At 68.3% G+C, this 25198-nt stretch carries 14 protein-coding genes and 1 tRNA gene; 7 read left to right on the top strand and 8 right to left on the bottom strand.

Annotated elements, in window-relative coordinates:
- The first annotated feature begins 57 nt into the window (after positions 1 to 57).
- Positions 58 to 2265, top strand: coding sequence for a RecQ family ATP-dependent DNA helicase (locus ACFFIO_RS04370; RefSeq protein WP_378040362.1), 2208 nt, complete (start codon positions 58 to 60; stop codon positions 2263 to 2265).
- Between the two features lie 30 nt (positions 2266 to 2295).
- Entirely contained in the window at positions 2296 to 3606 is a 1311-nt protein-coding gene (locus tag ACFFIO_RS04365; RefSeq protein WP_378040361.1) for a hemolysin family protein, read from the top strand.
- Positions 3607 to 3639: 33 nt separating this feature from the next.
- On the opposite strand, the gene ACFFIO_RS04360 is transcribed toward ACFFIO_RS04365, so the two are convergent.
- Positions 3640 to 5154, bottom strand: coding sequence for a phosphohexomutase domain-containing protein (locus ACFFIO_RS04360; protein WP_378040360.1), 1515 nt, complete (start codon positions 5152 to 5154; stop codon positions 3640 to 3642).
- 73 nt (positions 5155 to 5227) lie between these two features.
- On the opposite strand from ACFFIO_RS04360, the gene ACFFIO_RS04355 reads away from it, so the two are divergent.
- The 4 genes from ACFFIO_RS04355 (at position 5228) to ACFFIO_RS04340 (ending at position 10286) form a co-directional block, all read left to right on the top strand.
- Entirely contained in the window at positions 5228 to 6427 is a 1200-nt protein-coding gene (locus tag ACFFIO_RS04355; RefSeq protein ID WP_378040359.1) for an MFS transporter, read from the top strand.
- Positions 6428 to 6535: 108 nt separating this feature from the next.
- Positions 6536 to 7702 (top strand): P-loop NTPase family protein, encoded by a 1167-nt coding sequence (locus ACFFIO_RS04350; protein ID WP_378040358.1) that lies wholly within the window; start codon positions 6536 to 6538, stop codon positions 7700 to 7702.
- Positions 7703 to 7860: 158 nt separating this feature from the next.
- A complete protein-coding gene (locus tag ACFFIO_RS04345; RefSeq protein ID WP_378040357.1) occupies positions 7861 to 9555 on the top strand; it encodes an ABC transporter transmembrane domain-containing protein in 1695 nt (564 codons plus the stop codon).
- 23 nt (positions 9556 to 9578) lie between these two features.
- On the top strand, positions 9579 to 10286 hold the full coding sequence (locus ACFFIO_RS04340; protein WP_378040356.1) for a hypothetical protein: 708 nt from the start codon (positions 9579 to 9581) through the stop codon (positions 10284 to 10286).
- A gap of 101 nt (positions 10287 to 10387) precedes the next feature.
- Here ACFFIO_RS04340 and ACFFIO_RS04335 read toward each other — a convergent pair whose 3' ends face one another.
- The 3 genes from ACFFIO_RS04335 to ACFFIO_RS04325 all read right to left on the bottom strand — a co-directional run bounded on the left by ACFFIO_RS04335 (position 10388) and on the right by ACFFIO_RS04325 (position 13912).
- Positions 10388 to 11254, bottom strand: a complete 867-nt coding sequence (locus ACFFIO_RS04335; protein ID WP_378040355.1) for a DUF2382 domain-containing protein — start codon at positions 11252 to 11254, stop codon at positions 10388 to 10390.
- 204 nt (positions 11255 to 11458) lie between these two features.
- Positions 11459 to 11547, bottom strand: a tRNA-Ser gene (locus ACFFIO_RS04330).
- A gap of 58 nt (positions 11548 to 11605) precedes the next feature.
- On the bottom strand, positions 11606 to 13912 hold the full coding sequence (locus tag ACFFIO_RS04325) for a prolyl oligopeptidase family serine peptidase (protein WP_378040354.1): 2307 nt from the start codon (positions 13910 to 13912) through the stop codon (positions 11606 to 11608).
- 79 nt (positions 13913 to 13991) lie between these two features.
- On the opposite strand from ACFFIO_RS04325, the gene ACFFIO_RS04320 reads away from it, so the two are divergent.
- A complete protein-coding gene (locus ACFFIO_RS04320; RefSeq protein ID WP_378040353.1) occupies positions 13992 to 15983 on the top strand; it encodes an FAD/NAD(P)-binding protein in 1992 nt (663 codons plus the stop codon).
- A gap of 68 nt (positions 15984 to 16051) precedes the next feature.
- On the opposite strand, the gene ACFFIO_RS04315 is transcribed toward ACFFIO_RS04320, so the two are convergent.
- The 4 genes from ACFFIO_RS04315 to ACFFIO_RS04300 form a co-directional block, all read right to left on the bottom strand.
- Entirely contained in the window at positions 16052 to 18718 is a 2667-nt protein-coding gene (locus tag ACFFIO_RS04315; protein WP_378040352.1) for an ExeM/NucH family extracellular endonuclease, read from the bottom strand.
- A gap of 122 nt (positions 18719 to 18840) precedes the next feature.
- Positions 18841 to 21249 carry a 5'-nucleotidase C-terminal domain-containing protein gene (locus ACFFIO_RS04310; protein WP_378040351.1) on the bottom strand — a complete coding sequence of 803 codons (2409 nt, stop codon included), beginning with the start codon at positions 21247 to 21249 and terminating at the stop codon, positions 18841 to 18843.
- 824 nt (positions 21250 to 22073) lie between these two features.
- On the bottom strand, positions 22074 to 23096 hold the full coding sequence (locus ACFFIO_RS04305) for a ParA family protein (protein WP_378040350.1): 1023 nt from the start codon (positions 23094 to 23096) through the stop codon (positions 22074 to 22076).
- Positions 23097 to 23304: 208 nt separating this feature from the next.
- Entirely contained in the window at positions 23305 to 25080 is a 1776-nt protein-coding gene (locus ACFFIO_RS04300) for a DUF262 domain-containing protein (RefSeq protein ID WP_378040349.1), read from the bottom strand.
- Positions 25081 to 25198: the final 118 nt, after the last annotated feature.

Here is a 25198-nt window from a genome sequence, read left to right as displayed (position 1 = left end):
TCCACCGTTCGGCGCACCGGGCGCTGGGGTGTCCTTCCCGGCTGGAATACTGGCGGCATGGCGCACAACGACAACGACGGTGACTTCCCTGGCGAGACCTCGACGGCGCGGGAGGCTCTGCGGGCTGAGGCCCGTGAGGTCCTGTGCCGGCTGGTCGGACGCGAGGACGCGGACTTCCACCCCGGTCAGTTCGAGGCGATCGAGGCCCTGGTGGCGGATCGGCGCCGGGCCCTGGTGGTCCAGCGCACCGGCTGGGGCAAGTCCGCGGTGTACTTCGTGGCCTCCCTGCTGCTGCGTGCACGGGGTGCGGGCCCGACCCTGATCGTCTCCCCGCTGCTGGCGCTGATGCGGGACCAGGTCTCGGCTGCGGCCCGGGCCGGGGTGCGCGCCGAGGCCATCAACTCCGCGAACGCCACCGAATGGGACCAGATCCGGGAGCGGCTCGCGGCAGACACGGTGGACGTGCTGCTGGTGTCCCCCGAGCGGCTCAACAACCCGCAGTTCCGGGACGTGCAATTGCCGGACCTCATCCGCCGGACCGGGATGCTGGTGGTGGATGAGGCGCACTGCATCTCGGACTGGGGCCATGACTTCCGTCCCGACTACCGGCGGATCCGGGACCTCATCGCCCAGCTGCCCGGTGCCGGAGACCGCCGCGTCCCGGTGCTGGCCACCACGGCCACGGCCAATGAGCGCGTGGTCCAGGACGTCGCCGAGCAATTGGGCGTGGCCGGCGCAGACGGTTCAGGGGAGGTCTTCGTCCTGCGCGGCCCGCTGGCCCGTTCCTCCCTGCGGCTCGGGGTGTTGCGCATGCCGAGTCCGGCCAGCCGGCTCGCCTGGCTGCTGACCCACCTGGCCTCGCTGCCCGGGTCGGGGATCGTCTACTCGCTCACCGTCTCGGCCGCCGAGGACACCGCGCGTGCCCTGCGGGACGCCGGCCATGAGGTGGTGTCGTACACCGGGCGAACCGACCCGGAACAGCGGGCCGAACTGGAGCAGGCCCTGAAGGACAACCGGGTCAAGGCCCTGGTCGCCACCTCGGCCCTGGGCATGGGCTTCGACAAGCCCGACCTGGGCTTCGTGGTCCACCTCGGCGCACCCAGCTCCCCGGTGGCCTACTACCAGCAGGTCGGCCGCGCCGGCCGTGCCACGGAACACGCCGACGTGCTGCTCCTGCCCGGCACCGAGGACCGCGAGATCTGGCGCTACTTCGCCACCACGTCCATGCCGGACGAGCACCGGGCCCGGGCCGTACTGGGAGAGCTGGAGGCCGCGGGGAAACCGCTGTCCGTCCCCGCCCTGGAGACCCGGGTGGACCTGAAGCGCACGCCCCTGGAGCTGCTGCTCAAGGTCCTGGCCGTGGACGGGGCCGTCGAACGCACCCAGGGCGGCTGGCAGCGGACCGCGCAGCCGTGGACGTATGACGGTGAACGCTACGGCCGGGTGGCCCAGGCCCGGCTGGCCGAGGAGAAGCTCATGCTGGACTACGAGAACACGTCCGGATGCCGCATGGAGTTCCTCTCGCACGTCCTGGATGACCCTGAGGCGGCGCCCTGCGGCCGGTGTGACAACTGCGCCGGCCCGTGGTTCCCCACGGGCATCGACGAGACGGCCAAGGGCAGTGCCTCGAAGGCGCTGGGCCGGGTGGGGGTGGCCATCGAGCCGCGCCGGAGCTGGCCCAGCGGCATGGACCGGCTGGGGGTGCCGCTGAAGGGCCGCATCCCGGAGGAGTCCCAGGCGGCCGAGGGGCGGGCCGTGGCCCGGCTGACTGATCTGGGCTGGGGCGGACGGCTGCGCACCCTGTTCACGGTCACGGAGGGGGGTGTCCAGGATGCCCCCGTGGAGCAGGACCTGCTGCAGGGAGCCGTCCAGGTCCTGGCGTCCTGGGAGTGGGCGGAACGGCCCATCGCGGTGGTCTCGGTGCCGTCCCGCTCCCGTCCTCAGCTGGTGGGGTCCTTCGCCGAGGGCATCGCCCGGATCGGCCGCCTGCCGTACCTGGGATCCCTCGACCTCGTGGACGGAGGGCCCCGCGGGGAGTCCGGGGGCAACAGCGCCTTCCGGCTGGCCTCGGTCTGGGGGATGTTCTCCGTCCCCGAGGAGCTGGCCTCCCAGTTGGCCTCGGCCAGGGAGGCCGGACGGCACGGCCCGGTGCTCCTGATCGACGATCGCACGGACAGCCGCTGGACGCTGACCGAGGCCGGCCGCGTGCTGCGTGGCGCCGGAGCCAGTGGGGTGCTGCCCTTCGTCCTGGCTCTGAACGGGTAGACCATCCAGCGGGGGCGATAACGTGGAGTCATGGATTTAGACACCCTGCTGAACCTCGTTCTGGTGCTGGCCTTCGTACTGATCGGCGGCGTTTTCGCCGGTACGGAGATGGCCATCGTCAACCTGCGGCAATCCCAGGTCCAGGCGATCGAGGACAGCGGACCGCGCGGAGCCAAGACAGCGGCCCTGGTCCGGGACCCCAACCTGTTCCTGTCCGCCGTGCAGATCGGCGTGACCGTGGCCGGCTTCTTCTCCTCGGCCTACGGCGCCTCGACGATCGCGCCGGATATCGCGCCGGTCCTGGCCGGCTGGGGGCTGGGGGAGCAGACCGCCAGCACGGCGGCACTCATTGGCATGACGCTGGTCATCGCCTACCTCTCCCTCGTCTTCGGCGAGCTGGTCCCGAAACGTCTGGCCATGCAGAACGCCGTCCGGTTCACGAAGGTCCTCGCCCCGCCGTTGGGCGCCTTCGCCATCTTGATGCGACCGGTCATCTGGTTGCTCTCATTCTCGACCAACCTGGTGGTTCGCCTGCTTGGTGGCGATCCGAAGGCCCATCAGGAGGCCGTCTCCGCGGAGGAGATCCGATCGATGGTGAGCACGTCGGAGGCGCTCGAGGACACGGACCGGCACGTGCTGCAGTCCGTGTTCGACGCCGCTGACCGCACGGTGGTGGAGGTGATGCGGCCTCGGCCCGAGGTGAACTTCCTGGCCGGGGACATCAGTGTGGCCGAGGCCATGCGGCAGCTGGCGGACCTGCCCAACTCGCGCTATCCCATCACCGGGGAGGACTCGGATGACGTCTTGGGCTTCATCCACATCCGCGACCTGTTGCGGGTGCCGGACCCGTCGACCACGTTGGCCGGGATCGTCCGCGAGATCACCGTGCTGCCCGGCACGGTGGACGTGTTGCATGCCCTGAGCTGCATGCGGTCCAGCGGCAACCAGATCGCCCTGGTCATCGACGAATACGGGGGCACCGACGGGATCGTCACGCTGGAGGACCTGCTGGAGGAACTCGTCGGGGACATCTACGACGAGTTCGATGACAGCCTGGCGGCGGAGGACACCGCCCTGGAGCGGGGCGAGGATGCCGAGGTGGACGGCGGGCTCATCCTGCAGGAACTGGCCCAGCAGACCGGCGTCGACCTGCCGGACGACGGCTCCTACGAGACCGTCGGCGGCTTCGTCATGGCCCGGCTGGGGCGCGTCCCCGAGGCGGGGGACCGGGTGGAGGCCGAGGGAGCCGGCCTGGAGGTCCTGGACATGGACGGCCACCGGGTCGGACGCGTCCGGATCACCCGCACCTCGGACCCCGAACGCGTTGAGGGCAGAGAGTAGTCCTGGTCTCCGCCCACACAGCGGATCAGGCGTTCAGGCGTTCTGGCGGACGAGGTTGAGGACGGTGTCGCGGATGCGGGCCATGGTGCCGGCGTCGTGGGCTTCGCCGTTGTAGCGCAGGAACGGCTCGGTGTTGGACGGGCGCAGGTTGAACCACCAGCTGCCGTCGACCGCGGTCACGGTGGTGCCGTCCATGCGGTCCACGAGCACCCCGGTCCCGGCCAGGCCCTCGGCATCGACGGCCGCGGACACCGAGTCCTCGCCGGCTGCGGTGGCGTCGGCGGCCAGTGACGGGGCGAAGGCCTGGAGCACGCGCCTCACGGCACCGGCCTTGTCCTCGACCTCGGAGTTGATCTCACCGGAGGCGGTGTACGGGTCGTACTCCGCGGCCAGCTCGGACAGCGGCAACTCCTGGGTGCCGAGGGCGGCCAGCACGTGCATGGCCGCGAGCATCCCGGTGTCCGCATTGTAGAAGTCACGGAAGTAGTAGTGCGCGGAGTGCTCCCCGCCGAACACGGCCCCCTCGGCGGCCATGACGGCCTTGATGAAGGAATGACCCACCCGGGTCTTCACGGCGCGGCCCCCCTGGGCCGCGACCAGTTCGGGCACGGCATGGGAGGTGATGAGGTTGTGGATGATCACCGGCTCGGGCTCCGGGGCCTGCACGGCCCCGTTGACGGTGTCCCCGGCCTGGGCCCGGGCGATCTCGCGGCGGGCCACCAATCCGGTCACGGCGGAGGGCGAGACGGGGGCGCCCTTCTCGTCGATCACGAAGCAGCGGTCGGCGTCGCCGTCGAAGGCCAGGCCGAGGTCCGCGCCGTGGGCCAGGACCGCCCGCTGCAGATCACGCAGGTTCTCCGGCTCCAGCGGGTTCGCCGGATGGTTCGGGAAGGTGCCGTCCAGCTCGAAGTACAGCGGCTCGATCTGCAGCGGCAGGCCCTCCAGCACGGTGTCGCCGAGGACGGCGGGGGTGGTCTTGCCGGCCATCCCGTTGCCGGCGTCCACCACGACCTTCAAATCCCGGATCCCGGACAGGTCCACGAGGGAGCGCAGGTAGGAGGCATAACCGGTGAGCATGTCCTGCTCCGTCACGGCACCGACGGCCTCCACCGCCGGGATCTCGCCGGCATCGAGGTAGCGCTGGGCCACATCACGGATCTCGTACAAACCGGTGTCCGAGGACACCGGGACCGCGCCGGCCTTGGCCATCTTCATGCCGTTGTAGGCGGCAGGATTGTGCGAGGCGGTGAAGACCACCCCGGCGGCCTGCTCCACACCACAGGCGTAGTACAGCATGTCCGTGGAGATCAGCCCCAGCATCACCACGTCCGCCCCGCGGGAGGTGGCTCCGTCCGCGAAGGCCCGGGCGAACTCGGGCGAGGACGGTCGCATGTCCCCGCCGACCAGCACCCGGGAGCCAGCCAGGCCCAGCACGTCCACGAAGGCCGCGCCCACGGCCCGGACGGATCCCTCAGTGATCGATTCCCCGACGATGCCGCGCACGTCATAGGCCTTGAAGGACTGGCTCAGATCCACAGAAGTCGTCATGGGAGTCAATCCTAGGCCAGCTCGCGCGGCCGGCACGGTCAAGGGGCCTGGTCACGGGGCTAGAGTCGGGCCCGTGGAGACAGGCACGCCAGGACCGTGGTCCGGACATATCCCCGGGACCCCCGGCTACCGCCGCCTGCTGCTGGGACTGTTCCTGGCCGGCGTCGCGACCTTTGCCCAGCTGTACTCCCCGCAGGGCCTGCTCCCGCTGATCAGCCGGGACCTCGGCATCACCGCCTCCGATGCCGCCCTCATGGTCTCTCTGGCCACGCTGGGACTGGCCATCGGCGTGATCCCGTGGTCCTACGCCGGTGACCGTTTCGGCCGGAAACGGGTCATGGGGTGGGCCATCATGGCGGCCTGTGCCTTCTCGCTGGCCGCCGTCGCGGTGCCGGACCTGGAGGCCATCCTGGCCTTCCGCCTCCTCGAGGGGTTCGCCCTCGGGGGTGTCCCGGCACTGGCCCTGGCCTACCTGAACGAGGAGGTCAGCGCCGCCTCCTCGGCGCTGGCGGCCGGGACGTACATCTCCGGGACGAGCCTCGGCGGGCTGGCCGGGCGCCTCCTGGCCGCGCCCATCGGAGAGCTGACGGACTGGCGGCTCGGCATGCTGGCCGTTACCGTGCTGTCCGTGGCCTGCGCCATCGCCTTCCTGCTCCTGGCCCCGTCCGCCCGGGGCTTCACGCCGCACCGCACCACCTTCCGGCAGGCGGTCCGGGCTCTGGCGGGCAACCTGCGGTCCCCGGCCCTGCTGATCATCTACGCCCAGGGACTCCTGCTGATGGGCGGATTCGTGGCGATGTACAACTACCTCGGATTCCACCTGGCCGGTGACCCGTTCAACCTGCCCATCGGGGTGGTGTCCCTGGTCTTCGTGGCCTACCTGGCCGGGACCTGGACCTCGCCGCTGGCGGGTCGACTGGCCGGGCGTCACGGGCGCCGGCCCGTGCTGCTGGTGTCCACGGCGGCCATGATCGTCGGGGTGCTGCTCACCCTGGTCCCCTCCCTGTGGGTGGTGCTGCCGGCCACGATCGTCTTCACCGGCGGTTTCTTCGCCGCTCACGCGGTGGCATCCGGCTGGGCGGGGGCGGCCGCGGTGGCCGGCCGGGCGCAGTCGGCCTCGCTCTACAACTTCGGCTACTACGCGGGCTCCAGCCTGTTCGGCTGGCTCGGCGGGGTGTTCCTGGCGGGGGCCGGCTGGCCCGGGACCGTGCTCATGACGGCGGCCCTCGCGGTGGTGGCGGCCATCCTGGGCTGGTTCATGCGCAGCAGATGAGAAGGCTCTCATTCCGGACTCATGGACCCCTCATGGGGTGTTGGTTCCATGGTTCCTGAGGCCGGCGGAACACCCCGGACGGTCACCGAAGCACAGGAGAGGCCCGCCATGACCATCGAGATCACGAACCGGACCAGCGCCATGTCGATCATCGACACCGCCGACGCCACCTACCAGCGCGCCGAGCTGCCCACCCGCATCCAGGCCACCTACACCACTCGGTTCGTGGGTGAGGCCCTGGACGCCGACCGCTCCGCATTCCACCTGGCCACCGGCCCCACCGTCACCCCGCAGGCCGGCGACGTGGTCGTGGCCCGCGTCAGCGAGATCCTCAACCACAAGCGCGTCGAGACCCCCGAGTCCCGCAAGGCCATCCTGTTCCCCGGCGCGATCGTCATGCTGGCCTACGGCCACCGCTACGCCGCGGACCAGTTCCTGGCCCACGTGCCGGACTCCCTGGAACCCTGCCACCTGGTCGCCGCCGGCGGCGTGGCCGGCACGGTCACCGTGCAGCATGCCGACATGGACGATCCGACGAGGATCGAGCCACTGGGCCTGCTCGCGGACGCGTCCGGGGTCGTCAACCTCTCCCGCTTCGCCCCGTACTCGCTGAACCCGGTTCCGGCACTCGGGGATCCCGCCGAGGAACTGGGCGCCGCGCTGCCGGGCCGCCCGACTGTGGTCGCGGTGCTCGGCACCTCGATGAACTCCGGAAAGTCCACCGCCATGGCCACCCTCGTCAACGGACTGACCAACGCCGGCCTGAAGGTCTCCGCCGGCAAGTCCACCGGCACCGGTGCCGGCAACGACCCGATGATCTACGTGGACGGGGGCGCCGCCAAGGTCCTGGACTTCACCGACTTCGGGTATCCCACCACCTTCAAGCTCGACTTCGAGCAGGTCCGCTCGCTGACGGTGAATCTGGTGGATGCCCTCGCGGAGACCGATACCGACGTGGTGATCGTCGAGATCGCGGACGGCGTGTACCAGGGCGAGACCGCCCGGTTGCTGCGCGATCCGCTCTTCCAGTCCGTGGTGGACCGCGTGGTCTTCGCCGCCGGCGACGCGCTCGGTGCCGTGGGCGGCGTCCGTGAACTGCAGGAGGCGGGCCTGGACGTGGCCGCGGTCTCGGGCGTCCTGACCTCATCGCCGCTGGCCACCGCCGAGGCCAACGAGGTCCTGGCCTGCCTCGGGGTGCCCGTGATCGACACCTACGAACTCACGAGGGCAAGCGTCTCGACCGCCTTGCTGCCGCAGGACTGGAGGACATCCTGAACCCGGATCGCCCCCAGCGCCGGTTCCGGCTGTCGGCCGACGCCACTGCCGAGGCCCTTGCCGACGGCCCCCTTGAGGATCCCACCGGCAGTGCTGTCGGTACCGCCACGGACCAGGAGGACGAGGGCACGACCGAGGCCACCGGCCGGGGGGAGCGGATGCCGACCGTCTGGGCGGGGCGACGGCGCTATCTCCTGGTGATCCTGTTCCTGCTCGGCATCTTCCAGGCGATCATGGCCCTGGTCATGTCCTTCACGGTGGACTCCCTGCTGGGGATGCCCGCCCAGGTCAATGCCGCACTCAATGCCGGGACGGCCCCGGACGGATCCGCCCTGGACCCGGCCGCCGTGGCGGAGGCAGGCACCTACATTCCGTGGCTGCAGCTGTCCCTCCTGGCTATCACCGTGGTGTCCATCTTCGGCGCCCGCTGGGGAGAGCGCGTGGTGGGGGAGGACCTCGGCCAGGACTACGTCTACGAACTGCGCCGCAAGCTGATCGGCACCACGCTGGCCGGCTCCGGCAACCCGTCCCTGGGCGTGACCATCACCCGTGCCTCCAATGATCTGACCTCCGTGCGCAACTGGGTCTCGCAGGGCATGGTGCCACTGTTGACCTCGCTGCCGCTGATCGTGGTGGTGCTCGCCGTGCTGGCCATCTCCGACTGGCAGGTCGGCTTAGCCGTCGGCATTCCCATCGTGCTGCTCGGGCTGGCGGTGCCGCCCCTGGCCAAGGCGACCTTCACCCGCGCGAGGTACCTGCGCCGGCGTCGTGGCCGGATGTCCGCCCGCATCGCGGACACCGTCCGCGCCGGGGAGTCCATCCAGGCCGCCGGCGGCATCAACCGCGAACTCAACGCCCTGGACCGGGACTCGGGCAAGGTGGTCAACGCCGCCGTGTCCCGGGCCCGGATCACGGGGCTGGTCCGTGCCTCCGCCATCACGGCGGCCTCGCTGGCCACCGCCGCCGTGGTGGTGCTCGGCACCCTCGGCATGATCGACACGGCCGGGGTGGCCTCCGCCATGACCCTGGTGGGCGTGATGTCCACCCCGCTGGGGGACCTGGGCCGCGTGGTCGAATACCGGCAGAACTACAAGGCCGCCCGCCGCATCCAGGCGCCGTTGCTGGCCCAGGCCGAGGTGCTCCGGAAGGCCGAGAAGGACCGTGAGGAGAACTGGAAGGATGTGGCGCGGGAGCGCTCGGACACCGGCCGCAACGGGCTGCGAATCCGCCGCATGGTGGTCCAGGGCCAGCGCGTCCCCCTGCTCCAGGCTGGCGCCGGCGAGGTCATCCAGATCAAGTCGCACGACCCGGGGCGGATCCAGCCGTTCCTGGCGAACCTCCTGGCCGGCCAGAACACGGCCGCGGAGCCGGGCGGTGAGGTCCCCGGCCTCGAGATGGTCGTGGACGGCTACGACTACACCCGGGCGCCGGGTCGCCAGCGGCGCAAGCTGCTCGGCCACGCCTCCGTGCGCGTGCCGCTCGAGCGGGGCACCGTGTCCCGGGCCATCACCTACCGCAATCCCCAGGCCACGGACGAGCAGACCCGGGAGGCCTTCGCCCGGGTGGGACTGGACCGCGTCCTGGAGGCGTTCCCCCGCGGCGAGGACACGCGGCTCAAGAACGGGGGCCAGCCGCTGACGGGCTCGCAGGTGGCCCGGCTCAAGCTGGGCCGCGCCCTGCTGGACAACCCGCCGCTGCTGGTCCTGGACGGCATCGATGCAGACCTGGACGGCGAAGGCCTGCGCCTGTTGCGGACCGAGCTGGAGGCCTATCCGGGCGTGGTCCTGTTCGTCTCGCAGAACCCCGGACGGATGGCCCCGGGTCACCGGGTCTGGACCGTCGACGCACCCTGAGGGTCTCGCCCTAGACTGGGATCATGGAATACCTCGTTCCGGTGTTGATCCTGGTGGTCGTGGCCGTCGTCGTCGGTGGCGGCGCCTGGGTGCTGTCGCGCCGTGCCGCCTCCGGGTCCACCTCTGCCGGTACCTCCTCCGAGAAATCAGGTCACCGCCCGCGGCGGGGGTCCCTGGCCGGCCGCATCAGCTCCGAGAACGCCAAGGTCGCCTCGAACCGGATGGACCAGGCCGCGCACCGCGAGGTCTATCGGCTGATCGCCGCCGGCCGCACCGCCGAGGCCGTCACCGCCTACCGCCGCTCCACCGGACTCGGCACCTTCGAAGCCATGATGGACATCCAAGCCCTCGCCACCTACCCGCAGATGTGGACCAAGCCGTCGGCCGAGGGCACGACGCCGGCCGCCTCGCCCGCCGCTGCGGACTCCGGCACCCGGGTGCCCCCGGCGGACATCGCTGACGCCACCGATCTCGTGGTCCCGGAGGACTGGCTGGAGGAGAGCCTGCCGGCCGACCGGCCGTTCGAACTCGAGGTGGTGCGGGATGAGACCACCGTCCGCGTGTCCTCGGACGACCTGCCGCCCCACCTGCGGGACCAGCTGACCGCCCTGGTCCGTGACGGCCGGGTGGAGGACGCCGCCCTGGAGCTCTCCGCACACACGGTGCTCACCGCCGAGGAGGCCCTGCAGTTCCTGCACATCCTCCAGCGTGAGCAGGGCCAGGACGACTGACTCCACCCGCCACAGCGTTAATCACTCAACAACGCCAGCGGCGCCTGACCCGTGATGGGTCAGGCGCCGCTGGCATATGAGGGTGACGTGTGGGGGCGGGGTCAGCCGCGGCGGCCATCCCGGCCGGCGGTGGTGTCGTCACCGTCCACCTCGACGCCTTCGCGCTGCACGGTCCCGCTGACCCGCTCGGTGTCCCGGACGGTGTTCTTGTCCACGGTCACCTTCTCGGCGGTCGCGGTCTTGTCCACCACGGGGACCTGCTCATGGGTGGTCACCACCACGTCCTCGTCCCCGTTGTCACGCAGGGCCTCGGGGGAGGACGGATCGACCGGCTCGCGCTCGACGACGACTTCTTCCCGGCTCACCGGCACCTCCACTGTCTCCGTGTCCGCGTAGGTGTGCTTGCGCAACCGGACGTGGCCGGATTCGCGGCGCTCCGTGCCAACGTTCAGGTGCTCGTCGCGGGCGACCACGGTTTCACGGTCATGTCCGGCCACACCCGGTACCTGGCCGTCAGTATTGACATCGCGGTTCAAGTCGGCGGCCGTGCGGTCCGCCTCGCCACGCTGGGTGCCGAGGCCCCCCACGCCGGTGGCAGCGGTGCCGCTGGCAGCAGCCAGGCCCGCATCCCGGTTCCGGTCGACGCCGGCGCCCTGGTAATCCATGGAGTAGTACTCGTAGAGGCGCCGCTCCTCCTCAGGAGTGAGCGAGCCGTCGGCGTCGATGTTCGGCGCGTCCTTGACGAACGCCTTGTCGAAGGGGACCTGGAGTCCGTCCTGCGTCCGGGTGGCCTCGGAGACAGGGATGAACGTCTCCTTCATCCCGAACAACCCGGTCTTCACCGTCACGAACGTGGGCTGGTTGTTCTGATCGTCGAGGTAGACCTGGCCGATCGTTCCGATCTTGTCGCCGTCATTGCCGAAAACGGTCGCGTCCTGGAGTTGGTCGACAGATGTGAAGTCCTGCATGTTGTGCGCTCCTTCGTCATTGGGTGACCGGCGAGCGATTGGCCCAGCCGGCATCACGTTTTCGACCCTAGACCCTAAGGTATCTGAACGACAGCCGAGAAGTCCGCCTTCAGCGCATTCAGAGCGGACCATCAGGCGGCGCCCACAAAAAAAGTCCTGAGCCGCGACACCGTTAGTAAACGATGTCGCGACTCAGGACAACTGCGGAGACGGGGGGATTTGAACCCCCGGTCCGACTTTCGCCGGACCCTTCATTAGCAGTGAAGTCCATTCGGCCGCTCTGGCACGTCTCCACTGTCGCCATCGGTGAGATGGTAACCCTGACATGGTAGCCGCCGAGGGGCCCGGAGTTCAAAGCGAGTCGTCCGCGACGCTCCTCCACAGGAACTCCAGGGACCGCGCGTGCAGGGCCGCGGCCTGTCGGTTGTCCGAGGCACCCGCGTGGCCGCCCTCGAGATCCTCGTGAAACCACACGTTCGGCACGCCCAGCCGCATCATCCGGGCCGCCATCTTGCGCGCCTGGACCGGGCCGACCCGGTCGTCCGAGGTGGCCGTCCACACGAGGAGATCCGGGTAGCCCGTGCCCGGGCCCTCGGTGTCGCGTCCGGCCTCGGCGCCGGGAACCGGCTGCTCGAGCAGCAGGTGGTAGGGCGAGAAGGTGCGGATGTACTCCCACTGCTCGGGATCCTCCGGGTCACCGTACTCGGCGATCCAGCTGTGGCCGGCGGACAGCACCGTGTACCGGCGCATGTCCAGCAGGGGCACCCCGCAGCTCAGGGCACCGAACAGCTCGGGGTAGGTGGTGGCCATGTTGCCCATGAGCAGGCCCCCGTTGGAGCGGCCGGTGGCAGCCAGGTGTGGCCGGTCCGTCACGCCGCGCCGGATGAGGTCGCGGGCCACGGCGGCGAAGTCCTCATAGGCACGGTGCCGGTTCTCCTGCAGGGCCGCCCGGTGCCAGTCGGGTCCGTACTCGCCGCCACCGCGGATATTGGCGATCACGTGGATGCCCCGGCGGCCGGCGGCGTTCCGGCGGCTCAGCCAGCCGCGGCCGTACACGCCGGAATAACCGGGCAGCTTGGAGGCGAGGAACCCGCCGTAGCCGTCCATCACCACGGGGTTGGCCCCGTCGGCCTCGAGGTCCTCGGGGCCGATCTGGAAGTACGGGACCCGGGTGCCGTCGTCGGACACGGCGAAGTGCTGGCGCACGGCCAGCCCGGTGGCGTCGAAGTGCTCCGGCCCGGTGCGCACGGTCACCAGATCGGGGACGACGCCGTCCAGCCGGCTGCTCTCCTCCAGTTCCGCCGGGAGCGTGGCCCGCAACAGGGTGGGCGGGGTGAGTGCGCCGGTGGCGGTGATCCACAGGTCGTTCCCGCAGTCCGGATCCTCGTCATCCACCGCGCTGACCCCCAGGGTCAGGAAGGGGTCTGCGGGATTCGGGTGCGCCAGCCGGATCTGGCGGATGGCCCCCAGCGCCGGCGGTCGCCCGGCGGTGGTCTGCGGGGTCCCGCGGGGATCGTGGGCCGCCAGCGCGGTCTGGGGCAGGGCGTACAGGGTGGAGGCGACGTCCTGCAGCACGGTCAGCACCAGGTGGGACGCGGTCCACGTCCATGCGGACAGGGTGCGGTCCGGGGCGGGCAGGAACGCGGCCCGTGGCTCCTCGGAGCCGTCCAGGAAGCCGTCCACCGTGCAGACGAGCAGGGAGCCGGCCGGGTGTACGGCGGTCGGCAGCTCCCACTCGGACTTCAGGAACACCGTCAGCCACTGCCGGTGCACGTCCACCTCGGCATCCAGGGGCACCTCCAGCAACCGCCAGCCGGGGCGCTCGCCGGGACTGTCTACCGACTCGGGCTCTCGCAGCCACGTGGTGGAGCGGTAGAAGTCCACGGCATCGGTCGCGACCGTCCGCTCCCAGCCCGGTGTGGAGTCGTGCCCGCCGAACGCGGCCACGTGCGCGGCATCGACCTCGAACACGGTGGGTGCCTCGGTCAGCGTCTGGCCGCGCTGCAGGACCCGCAGGGTCCGGGCGTAGGAGGACCGGGTGGCGTCGCCGGCGTCGGGATCCGGGTCCGTCACCGTGCCGACCAGCAGCCGGTCACGGTCGATCCACGAGGCCTGGGTCTTGGCCACCGGCAGGTCGAAGCCCTTGGGCGCCGGCATGAAGGCCCGGGTGGTGAGGTCGAACTCGCGCACGGCCACGGCGTCACCGCCGTCAGGGGAGAGCCGCAGCAGGGCACGGTCCCAGTCGGGGCGCAGCAGCCGGGCGCCGGCGAACACCCAATCGGTGCCCTCCTGGGCGGCCAGGGCATCCACGTCCAGGAGGACCTCCCACTGGGGGCCCCCGGCCAGGTACGGCTCCCAGCGGGCCCGCCGCCACAGCCCGCGCGGGTGCTCGCCGTCCCGCCAGAAGTTGTAGTACCAGTCGCCGCGCTTGGTGACGTGGGGGATCCGGTCCGGGGAGTCGAGGATGGCGGTGAGGTCCCGCTGTAACGCATCGAAACCATCTGAGGCCAGCAGGGCCTCCGTGCGGGCATCCTGCTCCCGGACCCAGTCCAGGGGGCGATCGCCGTGGATGTCCTCGAGCCAGAGGAACTCGTCTTCGGCCTCCGTGGCGAGGCCGGTGGACGTGACGGTGGGGACGGAGTGTGGGTTCTGCTGCATGCCACCATCGAAGCACACGTCCCCGCACCGGCCGTAGGCTGATGACCACGAACACGCCACACCGCGAGAGGACCCCGCCATGACCCCAGCCGTCCCAGGAGACCGGTTCACGATCGCCGTGGTGGGAGCCGGGCCGCGGGGGACCTCGTTCCTGGAGCGGTTGCTGGCGGTGGTGGAAGAGGCTGGAGGGTCGGCGCCGGTGCCGCCGGTGGACATCGTGGTGCTGGACCCGGAGGAACCGGGGCCGGGCCACGTGTGGCGGACCGGGCAGTCAGAGCTGTTCCTGATGAACACCCCGTCCTTCTTCCCGACCGTGGCGGCCGCCGGCACCCCCGGCCTGCGGCCCTCGTCGGCGGCCTTGACCTTCGACCAGTGGCGGATGGCCCACCCGGACCGGGCCCGGGTCCTGGACCGCACCGACTACCCGCCGCGGGCGGTCTACGGCCGCTATCTCGCCGAGACGTACCGCGAGGTGACGGACGCACTGGCCGCATCGGCCGCCGTCGGGACCCTGGAATGGTGCCAGGCCGAGGTGGTGCACCTGGAGCCGGCGCGGACGGTGACCCCGGTGCACGGGGCCCACGGCGCCGCGCCCCGGAAGGCGATCCTCACCCTGGGTGACGGGAGCACGCTGGCGGCGGACGCCGTCGTGCTGGCCGTGGGGCACGTCCCCGCCCGCCTGACGAGCGAGCAGCACCGCCTGGCCGCCGCGGCGGCCGAGCTGGGACTGGAATACCGCGGGCCGTCCATCCCCTGTGACCTCGATTGGGACGCGGTGCCCGCCGGGGCCGACGTGCTGGTGCGGGGGATGGGGTTGAACTTCTTCGACGCGCTCGCCCAACTGACCCTGGGCCGGGGCGGCCGCTTCGTGGACACCGGCCAGGGCCCGGGCCGGGCGCTGCGCTACGAACCCTCCGGCGCCGAGCCCGTGCTGCACCCGGCCTCACGGCGGGGCGTCTGCTACCTGCCGAAGGCCGAGCTGGATTCGTTCGTACCCCATGCGGTGGCCCTGAAGTACCTGGTGCCGGAGGTGGTGCAGGCGCTGCAGGCCGAGCACGGTCCGCTCGACTTCATGATGCACCTGTGGCCGCTGATCCACCGTGACGTGGTGCGCGCGTACTACAACGCCCTGGTGCACAACCGGCCGGAGATCCTCGGTGGCTCGGGCCCGGCCACCGAGTTCCTGGCCGCCCTCGTCGGGCTCCTGGAGTCTGCCGGGCGCGGCGAACCGGTCACGGCGCACCAGGCACAGGAGCTGCTCCACGTGTATGCCCCGGGCATGCCGTTCCTGGACATCCGGACCCTGGCCCGCCCGTTCGAGGGCCGGGTGTACGACTCGGGCGAGGATTACCAGCGGGAGGTCGCTGGTTTCCTGGAGGGGATCAGCGCCGAGGCCGCGGCCGGCGAGGACTCCCCGCTCATGGTGGCCATCGGGACCCTGCATGCCGCGCGGCTGCTGGTGAAGCAGCTGGTGGCGGAGCAGCGGCTCACCGATGCCTCCCGGCGGCGGGATGTCTCCGGCTGGTTCGAGACGCTCGTGGAGGGGCTGGCGTCCGGCCCGCCGCTGACGCGCGTGGAACAACTGCTCGCCGTGGCCCGAGCGGGCCTGGTCCGGTTCGTGGGCCCGGATCCGCAGTTCGAGCCCGACGCCGGCCGGTCCCGGTTCACGGTGTCCTCCCCGCAGGTGGGTGGTGCGGACGAGGCCCAGGACGTGCACCGGGGGACCTGGATGATGGAGGCCATGATGCCACCGAACCGGGTGCTGCTCTCCGCCTCAGGCCTGGTGTCCTCGCTCCTGGCCGACGGCACCGCCGTGCCGTACACCGTGGAGGATGAGGAAGGTGACCCGGTGCCGGGCCGCGGCTTCGACGTGACCGGGCGTCCCCACCGGTTGAAGGGGGCCGGGGGAGCGGTCCAGGAGGGGGTGTTCGTCCTGGGGCTCCAGCTGGCCTCCGTCCAGTGGGGCACGGCGATCGCCGCAGAGGCCGGCCGCGATCCGGACGGACGGGCCCGCACCTTGGGCGATGCCGATGCCGCGGCCCGGGCAGTCTGGGCCCTCCACCGCCCGTGAACACCGACTGACCCCGCCGCCCGCCCCGCGTCATCTGAGCACTGGTTCAGCAGGGGCGGGAGTCAAACTCACTTCCAGGGGTTGCCCGTGCCCTGACCGGGGTGGTTCCTGCCGTGGACCGGGTGTTCACCCTTCTTCGGGCCCTGTCCGGAGTTGTTGCCCGGGCCCTTGTTCGGGTTGCCGTCCTCGACGGGCTCCTCGGCGTCACCGAGCTGTACGCCCACGAGAATCGGGTTGTGGTCCGAGGACCGCCACTGATCGGCGGTGAAGAGCTGCTCCGGGGTGTAGTTGTACCGGGAGTACTCCAGGGCCACGGACTCGTTGGCGTTGATCATCCAGATGTCGGTGCCGGTCACGGTCTCGTCGGCGGTGCCGGAGGCGAAGATCCCGTCCAGGGAGCCGACGCCGGCGTCGAACGTGTACGAGTACTCGCCTTCGGACTTGGCGCCCTGGCTGACGTAGCCGGCGGCCTCGAGGACCTTGATCGGGTCCTCCTTCTCGTAGGCATTGAAGTCCCCCATGAGGAACACGCGGTCCGTGCCCTCGGACTCCTTCAATCCCTCGGCGAAGTCCACGAGGGACTCGGCCTGGGCCACGCGGTCCTCGTTGGAGTTGCCCTGCCCGTCACCGCTGTCCTCATTGCCGGCGCCGGAACTGGAGCCCTTGGACTTGAAGTGGTTGGTGATGGCCACGAACTCGGTGCCCTCGATGCCGCCGTCCTCGCCGAGGGCGCGGAAGGTCTGGGCCAGCGGCTCGCGGGCGTTGGAGAAGGCGGGGTCCCCCGTGAGGATCGTGGACTCGCCCACGGTCTCCACCGCGGCCGGCTGGTAGATGAAGGCGTTGCGGATGACATCCTCATCACCGGGGATCTCCGCGGGCGACTCGGCATAGGCCCACTTCTCGGTGCCGACGGCCTGGTTCAGGGCCGTGACCAGGGTGGAGAGGGACTCGTCGCGGTCCTTGCCGAACTCGGCGCTGTTCTCGATCTCCTCGAGGGCCACCACGGAGGCATCAAGCCCATTGATGGCGGCGACGATCTTCTCCTGCTGGCGCAGGAAGTTCTCCTCGTTGTAGGCGCCGCGCGGGGTGCAGTAGTCGGTGGCGATCGGGTTGCCCTCGTGGTCCTCGTAGGCGTCGCAGTTCTCGAACTCATCGCCCAGGGTGGTGAAGTAGTTCAGCACGTTGAAGGAGGCCAGCTGCACGTTGCCGCCCACGTCCTGCGGGGCGGCCTCCGGCGTGCGAGTGTCCTCGAAGGTCGCGGGCTGGACCTCGTCGGCGTTCTCGTGGGTGAGGTGCTGGGTCGGCTGGAAGTTCCAGGCGTCGTAGCGGTAGTCGAGGATGACCGGGTCGGTGAAGGTCACGGCGGAGCCCACGCGCACCGGATCGTCGACGTTCAGGTAGGGCAGCTTGTTCTGGTTGCCCGGGGAGCGCATGAAGTTCGTGGAGGCGCCGTCGTCCAGGACGATCAACTGCTCCGCGTTCTCGGCCATCACGGCCTGCGCCGCAGCGCCCGGCTCGGCCACCGAGGTCGGGTTCGGCAGCGGGGCGGTGCCCGGGGCCAGGCCCAGGGAACCGTAGGAGTTCACGTCGTAGTTGTCCGTGATCGTCCACTCCAGCCCGGAGGGATCGAGCAGCATGCCCTCGTGGGCCTCCTTGGTCTCCTCATCCGCTGGGAACTCCAGGACGGTGGGCTTGACCGCCTCTGCGGCCTCCTCGACCTGCTCCACACCGCCAGCGCGAACCGTGAGCTGGGTGCCGCCGTAGTACTCGGACACCTCGCCGACGACCTGCACGTGATCGCCCAGGGTGACCTCACCCACGGTGTCCGCGGAGTAGATGAAGATGGCGTCGGAGCCACCCGGGGTGGCGTCGTCGCCTCCGGAACCGGAGGTCTGGAGGTAGTAGCCGTTGAAGCCGCCGGTCGAGTAGACGGCGGTGACCACGCCCAGGGTCATGACGTTCTCGCCGATCATTTCGGAGGCAGCGCCGGTGCCCTGGATCTCGGCGATCGGGGTCATCTCCGTGGGGACCTCGGGCTCGGGTTCTGGCTCACCGGTGCCGCCCCCTGCGGTCTCGCCCGCGGCGTTGGTGGGGGTGACCGTGCCGGTAGCCGTGAAGTCGGCGGAGTTGTCGTCCGTGTCCACACCGTCCGTGCGGGTCATGGACTTCGGGTCGTTGTTCGCCGAGGGGCCAGTGGCGGCGGCGGTCTCGAAGGTGTTCGAGGTGCCGTAACCCAACAGGTCGACGACGCCGGCCGCCTCGGTCTCAGCGGTCACGGAACCGACCGGCAGGGAGACCCGTTCGGTCTGGTTGGCCAGCACGAGGGTCCCGTTGGTGCCGGCGAAGGCCACGCTGGTGTCGATGCCGGCATCGGCGACTGGCAGGGCTTCACCGTTCGGCTCGTTACCATTGGCGTTGCCCTGGACCAGGTAGTAGCCGCCGGCCTTGATGGTGCCTGAGAGCTCGATGACCCCGGTCGGTTCGCCGGTGCCGCCCGAGGATCGGTATTGGATGGACCAGCCTTCCAGGGAGACGTCGGCATCGCTCGGGTTGTAGAGCTCCACGAACTTGTGGGTGAAGACGGCGTTGGCCGAACCACCGTTGGTGTAGGCCTCGTTGATGATGACCGCGTCGTCGGAAGGGGCCGCCGTGGCAGCCTGTGCCGGGACCACGAGGGTGGAAGACAGCAGCGCCATCGAGGCGCCGACTGCGGTCAGGCGTGAAGAGAACGTCATGGTGATGTCTTTCGGTGGGAGTGACGTTGGGATGATGCCCGGCACACGGTGACCCCACCCCGTCATTACTGCGGGGGAGGGGTCACTGTGCGTGGAGAGGTTGAGGGGTGAGGAGGCCTCGGTCAGCCGTTGTCGGTCAGGTCGTGCTGGTACATGGCCTTGGCGACCTCGCCGCGGCTGATCGGGTCGTACGGGCGGTACTCGCCGCCCCGGTAGCCGTTGACCAGTACCTCGGCGGCGGCCCAGGAGATCGCCTCGTAGTACGAGCCGGTCGCCGGCACGTCTGGGAACACCGAGACCTCGGGGGCGGTGAAGCCCTCAGGATCCACAGCGCGGAAGAGGAAGGTCACGAACTCCGCTCGGGTCACGTCCTGGCCGGGCTGGAAGGTGCCGTCGGTGTAGCCGGTGGTCACCCCGGCGGCCTGCATCCACCGCACCGGTGCGTAGTACACCGAACCGGGCTGATTGTCCGAGAAGTCCTCCGGGACATCGGTGCCGATCGTGAGGGCCGAACGGACCTCGGTGGTGGACTCGTACGCGTCGTCGTAGGCCACGGTCATGACCAGTTCGCCCACGCCGGTGACCTCGGGTGCCTGCAGGGTGGACAGGTCTGCGGACTCGCCGTCTGCCGCCACCTCCACGGTGCCGACCTCCACGGCCTCGCCCTCGGCCGGCTGGAAGACCACGGAGACCGCGGTGGCATCACCTGCGCCGTCGGAATCCTTCTCCAGGTTGCCGAGCGTCAGGGTCAGGTTCTCGCCGGGCTGGGCGGTGCCGGTGGCGCCGGTGACCTCCACGGACTTCTTGGCGAAGTCCGGGCGGATGTCGCCGGAGGCAGCGGTCTCCGCCACCACGTACTCCTGGAAGGCCTGGTTGTCCATGATGCCCAGGTCGACCTTGTTCTCCTGGCCGATGGCGAAGCCCTCGTAGCCGTCCGGGGCAGAGTTCTCAGTGCCCACCCAGGAGTCATCGGCGAGGAAGGACAGGGTGCCGATGGTGTACATCTCGTCCATGGCCACGGGCTCGCCGGAGATCCAGATGCCGGTGACCTTGTCGTCCTGTGGCCGTGACTCGTCATAGGTCCAGGTCAGCTCCTCGGACCAGCCCAGGTGCAGGGTCTTGTTGCCGTCCTGCCAGTTCTCCTCGAGCACCTGCTTGAGGGACGAGCCGGGGATGTCGAAGTAGGTCAGAGTGTTGCCGAACGGGGCGAAGTCCAAGATCTCGCCGAGGCTCACCTTGCCGATCATGTCGGCCGCCTTGTTCGGGAAGTCGCCGCCGCCGGTCAGCTGGTCGAACAGCAACTCGGCGCGCAGGCCGCCGGAGTTGGTGACCCCCAGGTCCACCTCGGGGTTGCTCAGGGAGATGCGGTCCTTGAGTGCGTTGGCGGCCCAGTTACCGAGGGTGGTCTCCTGACGGCGGGTGCCACCGGCGCGCCAGTCACCGGACTCCTCGATGCGGATCTGGTAGTCGGTGGTGATGGAAGAGTCCATCTCGCCGATCACGGTGTTCTTTAGTTCATCGAACTCGGCGACGGCGGCCTTCTCGGTCTCGTAGATGGCCTGGACCGTCTCCGTGGAATCCGCCACGAGGGCGTCCATGGCCGCCGGGTCGAACGCGGCATCGTCGTCTTCGCCGGTCATCGGAGTGGGTGTTCGATCAATCAGGTTGGAGGAGTAATCCAGGACCTCCTTGGTCTCCGAGTCGACGGTCAGCTCGACGGCGGCCAGGAGGTTGCCGGACTGCCCGGCCTGCACCACCGGACGCTCGGTCTCTCCGGCCGTGGTCTCGTAGTTGTAGGTCTGATGGGTGTGGCCGTTGAAGATCACGTCCACGGACTCATCGGTGCCATTGACGATGGAGTCGAACACGGAGGAGTTTTCCACCTCGGCGGCCAGCTCGCCGTTGCCGGGGGCACCATCGTGGTACGAGGCCACGATCACGTCAGCGGTGCCGGCGGCCTCGATCTCCTGGGCCACGCCGTTGACGGCGTCGACCAGGTCGATGACCTCGTTGCCCTGCAGGCCCGATCCGGTGGTGGTCGCGTAGAGGTTGTTCGGGACGGCACCGATCACGGCGACGTCGACCCCGTCGACCTCGAAGATCTCGTGGTCGGTGATGACCGGCTCCTGGGTTTCCGGGTCCACGAAGTTCGCCGCGAGGAAGTCGAAGTCGGCGATATCGGCTACGCGGCCGGTGAGATCGTCCAGGCCCTTGTCGAACTCGTGGTTCCCGGCGGCGGACACGGCGAGGCCCAGCTGGTTCATAATCTCGAGGGTCGGCTCGTCGGCCTGGACATTCGACACGGAGGCGGAGGCACCGATCAGGTCGCCGGCGGAGGTCAGCAGGGTGGAGCCCTCGCCGTTGGCCGTCTCGAACGCAGTGCGGTAGCCCTCCACCGTATGGGCGAAGAGAGTGCCGGCGTACTCCTCGGAAAGCGCGCCGTGGAAGTCGTTGAAGCTGAGGATGGAGATCTTCTCGGTGCCCTCGGCCGCCGGCTCGGTGGCGGCCTTCACGGCCTCATCGGTGGACACAGAAGCGTCGGCCGCTGTGGAGGCCGGCGCGGGTGGGGCGGTAGTGGCAGACGCAGGCACTGCGACGGCGGGAGCGGCAATGAGCCCCGCGGTCAGAACACCTGCCAGCAAGGACTTCCTTGGCTGCAGCGACATGTGATTCCCTCTTTGGTTCCCCTGGACCGTTCGGACCCGCCGGTGAAGGGGATGTACCGGCGCTGGTCGACATCCACTGAAGTGGTAACCCTGACATCTGATCACCGCCGGGTGAAATTCCGGTAACGGTGGAGGGAACGGTACGGGGCAGGGCTCGTGAAGACCAGATCCACAAGACCACGATGCCGTGGCAACCGGTGCGGCTGCCACGGCATCGTGGTTGGTGCAGAGCGGATGGTAAGAGATTCGAACTCTTGGTACGGGGTTACCGCACACTGGTTTTCAAGTTTCGGCGACCCCGGAATGGCGGGTTCCGGTCAGTCTCGGTGGGTCCCAACTTCCCCGGAATCACGCGCATTTCCATCTGTCTCGTGCCAGCTCGTGCTGCGACGTTACTGTGCCTGTGGCCACAGAATGGCCACAGTCAGGACCGAAATTTTCTGAGATCGCTTAGCGTGGCGGCGCGTTGGTTTGGTCAACTCCGGCGGCGCAACCCTTCGCAACTCGGAACCCGACTCGTGGCACCTTGGATGTAGCACAACTCGTTTTTCTACGGGTTCTCGGCCGCCGTTGTGTCGAGCGTGGCTTTTTATAACCCAGGGCTGCCGGCTGCGGAAGCAGGCTGACGGCCACGGAGGTACGGCGAACTTACGCGACGGTGCCTACCTACAGGCGGCGGTGGAGTTGTCTCAGAGTGCGTCGACGAGCTCCTGGATTGAGTCAACGCAATTCTGCAAGTATTCGTTCTTGACCTGAACGCGCTTACCCATGACATCCATGCGGCCTGGTTTCTGCGCGTAGAACGGGCATCCCCTTGCGAAGGAGACGACGCCGGCAGTTTGAAAATCGCGGATCTCGACCATGACGTCCTTCGTCCTGTTCGCCGAGAACATATCGGGTTGTTGTGCGATCAACGTCTCGACGTCGAGGTCGATGGATCGAAGCACTGCGCTGTAGGCCGATGCCGCCACCACGTACTGCGTCAAACGATTCTTGGCGATGGCATGCACCTTGGGGAGTTCCCTACCCTCCTTCCGGAGCTTCGTTGCAAACGCATATTGCGTGTAGATATCGGAGGGCAACTTCAATCCGTACACCAGAGAGAACGCATTCTGGATTGCGCGGCGCGATGAGTCATCGGCCATCACAGGAAGCACCAACCTATCGGCACTCGCCAACGCAATCTGCGTGTACATCGAGAACGATGGATTCGCGTCGATGAAGATTGTGTCGTATCGGCCACCCAGAGTGTCGACCAGGTCGTTAATCCAATCGATCACCCGAACCCAGGTAGGTGTGTTGGGGATTTGGTTGTTAGCCAACGTCGACACAGCATTGCTCTGAAGCTCCAGGATGGGATCGCCCGCGATCAGATCAACGTTGTCGGGGATCGTTGCATTGTGGTCTGCCGGATGTGAGATGTATGCGTCGGGGTTGATGGTCGGAGGCGAGTAGGGGTTCGGAAGACGAACCTCAAAGTAACCTCCAATCGTGCGACGCGTCGGCTCATTCTGATGCGCGAGAAGTACATCACTACCCTTGCCTGCCAGTCCTCCGAAGAGGAGCTCCGACAGGTTTGCCTGCGGGCATACGTCGATTGCCAGGATGCGCTCGTCTGGGTGTTGGTGCGCATAGAACGTGAGGGCTTGGAAACACAAGCTTGTTTTCCCGGTGCCGCCCTTGTTGTTCCAGAATGCATACTTGGTAACCATCTGATACCTCCGTCGCGTATTGAGAGTACGTGTCTAGCGTACCAGGAGTACGGCCATAGGGGCGGATAATGCCACAGCGGCTCATTTGCATCGATACAGGCCCCTTTATGCCCTCTGCCTTGTCGTCGGAATTCACTTGATTCGACTGGGCGATCACACGGGTTTCCTGGTGCAGATCGAGGAGGACCACCCCGTAAAGGTCGATGCACTACTCCTCGTCCGTCGCCGCTGGCCGAGGAGTGGCTCCGAGCGCCGTGATGAGACGAGCTCGGATGCGCTGTTTGCGTTGCTCGAAGAACGTGGTGAAGCCGGCCAGATCAAGTGGCAAGTTGTCGAGGTCGTTTTCGGCGATGTAGGTCGCGCGCTTCTCTCCGCTGGGAAAGGCGGTGTCGACCCAGTCCGCTGGTAGCGTGTCTTGCTTCTCGATGTTTGCGGTGCCCGCGAGAAGCTGAAGGTTGGGCAGGAGGTTGACCGCTCCCTGGTAGTCCTCGATTTTCTCCGCCGGAATCCCGACTTCGCGGAGCTTCTTTTTGGTGAACCGCGATTTGGGGAAGATGTGGTCTTCGTGAAATTTCTTGCCCAGATCGAGGCCGGGATACAGCACTGAGAGGACTGAGAAGGTGCGCTGACCGGCGTACTTGAGGTTGAGGAGTTCGTCGATCTCAGCTTTGTCGAAGGTGAGGCTCTTCCCGACGACGGTCATTGCTGTCTCGACGGCTGCGACCGGGAACTCGGCGGTTGTGTTCGCACGAAGGACATCACGAATACGGAGGAGGAGGGTATCGAGTCCCGAGCCCCAAATGCCGCGCTTGATGAGAGAACGGGTTATCCACCGTTGGAGGGTGAGCCGGTCGGCAGCGTTGGCCGTCGAGTCGAGATAGGAGTCACCCGCGTCGCGCAGGTGCAGATAGTAAGCGATCGGGATGATGACGCTGTGAGCGGTGAGATTTCGCTCGTTGTACCCGAACTGCTGAAGTAGGGTCGCTGCCCGCAGCAGAGCTCCCTTGATTTGAGGCCAGGACTCTTCGACCTTCGCCATGTTCGCTTGAGTGAAGTTGGTGACTTTGAATCTCAGGTCGACGTCGGCGATGGTCAGCGCCGTCTTCAGCACGATGTCTTTGGAGAAGGAGAACTGTCGTCCGGCGTTGCTGTTGATCTCGTTGACCAGTGAGCGGACCTCCTCACGCGCGTCGAGCTCCTTCCACTGGTTCGTGGCCATCGACAGCAGTAGATCGGAATACGACAGTGTCGCGCCGCCGCTGTTGACGCGGACGAAGATTTCAAGCACCTTGTCGGCATCTTGATCAGTGACGAGGAAGTAGTTCATTGGCTTGAAGTCGCGTACGGCTCGGTACAGATCGTAGAGGCGACGCGAGGCCGTCCGGTAGTCGGATATCCCCCTGTCGGCCACCTCGTCCATGATGGCGGGGCCAGAATCATCGAGGCCTAGCACGGCACCAACCCGGAACCACTTGTCCTCGGCGCCGTCGTCCGCGGCGGCCTCCTTGTCGGTGAGGAAGCACAGGTCGTACTTGAGCCCGAGTTCCTCGTCATCTGGGGCATCAACGAGGTTCAGGTAGAGCCGCTTGACGGGGAAGGCGTCGGCGCTGTTCCACCAGGCGTACTTCTTCTTCTCGGCGAAGCTGCCATACAGGGCAATGTTCAGTGAGGTAAGGCGCTGCTGCCCGTCCAGGACGGCTGTGGTACCGCTTCCTGCCGGGACTGTTGCCTTATCGGCGTAGGGGTTGTCGCGCTCGTGGTAGTTCGTGAGGAACTCGTAGAACGTGTATGACTGCGCGGTTTCAGGCTTCACGTCCCACAGCAGGAATGACCCGACCGGGTAGCCGCGCATGAGGCTGTCCATGAGCTTGGTGATCTGATCGGCGTCCCACACGAACTCCCGCTGGATCGCGGGCATCAGATACTCGCGCTTGTGGATCGCGGTGAGCATTTCCTCGATGCTGCGCGGGGTCTGGAACGACATGTGGGTACCTCTCTTGATGATGCGCGTTGTGTTCGTCCGGACAGCCTGTCAGACGGTCGGTCATCGAGGGCGACGACGGTGTCGTCGAGGCTGAAGTAAAGCAGCCCCTTGTGGGTCT

Origin of the sequence: Citricoccus parietis, assembly GCF_042433045.1 — a bacterium.
GTDB classification, from domain to species: Bacteria; Actinomycetota; Actinomycetes; order Actinomycetales; family Micrococcaceae; genus Citricoccus; species Citricoccus parietis.
Note: the sequence above shows the minus strand (reverse complement) of the source record. Positions and strands in the feature narration are given on the sequence as shown.

What these genes read in the sequence shown, in the direction of transcription:
- ACFFIO_RS04370 (WP_378040362.1), top strand. Translation starts at nt 58, where the DNA reads ATGGCGCACAACGACAACGACGGTGACTTCCCTGGCGAGACCTCGACG.
- ACFFIO_RS04365 (WP_378040361.1), top strand. Translation starts at nt 2,296, where the DNA reads ATGGATTTAGACACCCTGCTGAACCTCGTTCTGGTGCTGGCCTTCGTA.
- ACFFIO_RS04360 (WP_378040360.1), bottom strand. Translation starts at nt 5,154, where the DNA reads ATGACGACTTCTGTGGATCTGAGCCAGTCCTTCAAGGCCTATGACGTG.
- ACFFIO_RS04350 (WP_378040358.1), top strand. Translation starts at nt 6,536, where the DNA reads ATGACCATCGAGATCACGAACCGGACCAGCGCCATGTCGATCATCGAC.
- ACFFIO_RS04345 (WP_378040357.1), top strand. Translation starts at nt 7,861, where the DNA reads ATGCCGACCGTCTGGGCGGGGCGACGGCGCTATCTCCTGGTGATCCTG.
- ACFFIO_RS04340 (WP_378040356.1), top strand. Translation starts at nt 9,579, where the DNA reads ATGGAATACCTCGTTCCGGTGTTGATCCTGGTGGTCGTGGCCGTCGTC.
- ACFFIO_RS04335 (WP_378040355.1), bottom strand. Translation starts at nt 11,254, where the DNA reads ATGCAGGACTTCACATCTGTCGACCAACTCCAGGACGCGACCGTTTTC.
- ACFFIO_RS04325 (WP_378040354.1), bottom strand. Translation starts at nt 13,912, where the DNA reads ATGCAGCAGAACCCACACTCCGTCCCCACCGTCACGTCCACCGGCCTC.
- ACFFIO_RS04320 (WP_378040353.1), top strand. Translation starts at nt 13,992, where the DNA reads ATGACCCCAGCCGTCCCAGGAGACCGGTTCACGATCGCCGTGGTGGGA.
- ACFFIO_RS04315 (WP_378040352.1), bottom strand. Translation starts at nt 18,718, where the DNA reads ATGACGTTCTCTTCACGCCTGACCGCAGTCGGCGCCTCGATGGCGCTG.
- ACFFIO_RS04305 (WP_378040350.1), bottom strand. Translation starts at nt 23,096, where the DNA reads ATGGTTACCAAGTATGCATTCTGGAACAACAAGGGCGGCACCGGGAAA.
- ACFFIO_RS04300 (WP_378040349.1), bottom strand. Translation starts at nt 25,080, where the DNA reads ATGTCGTTCCAGACCCCGCGCAGCATCGAGGAAATGCTCACCGCGATC.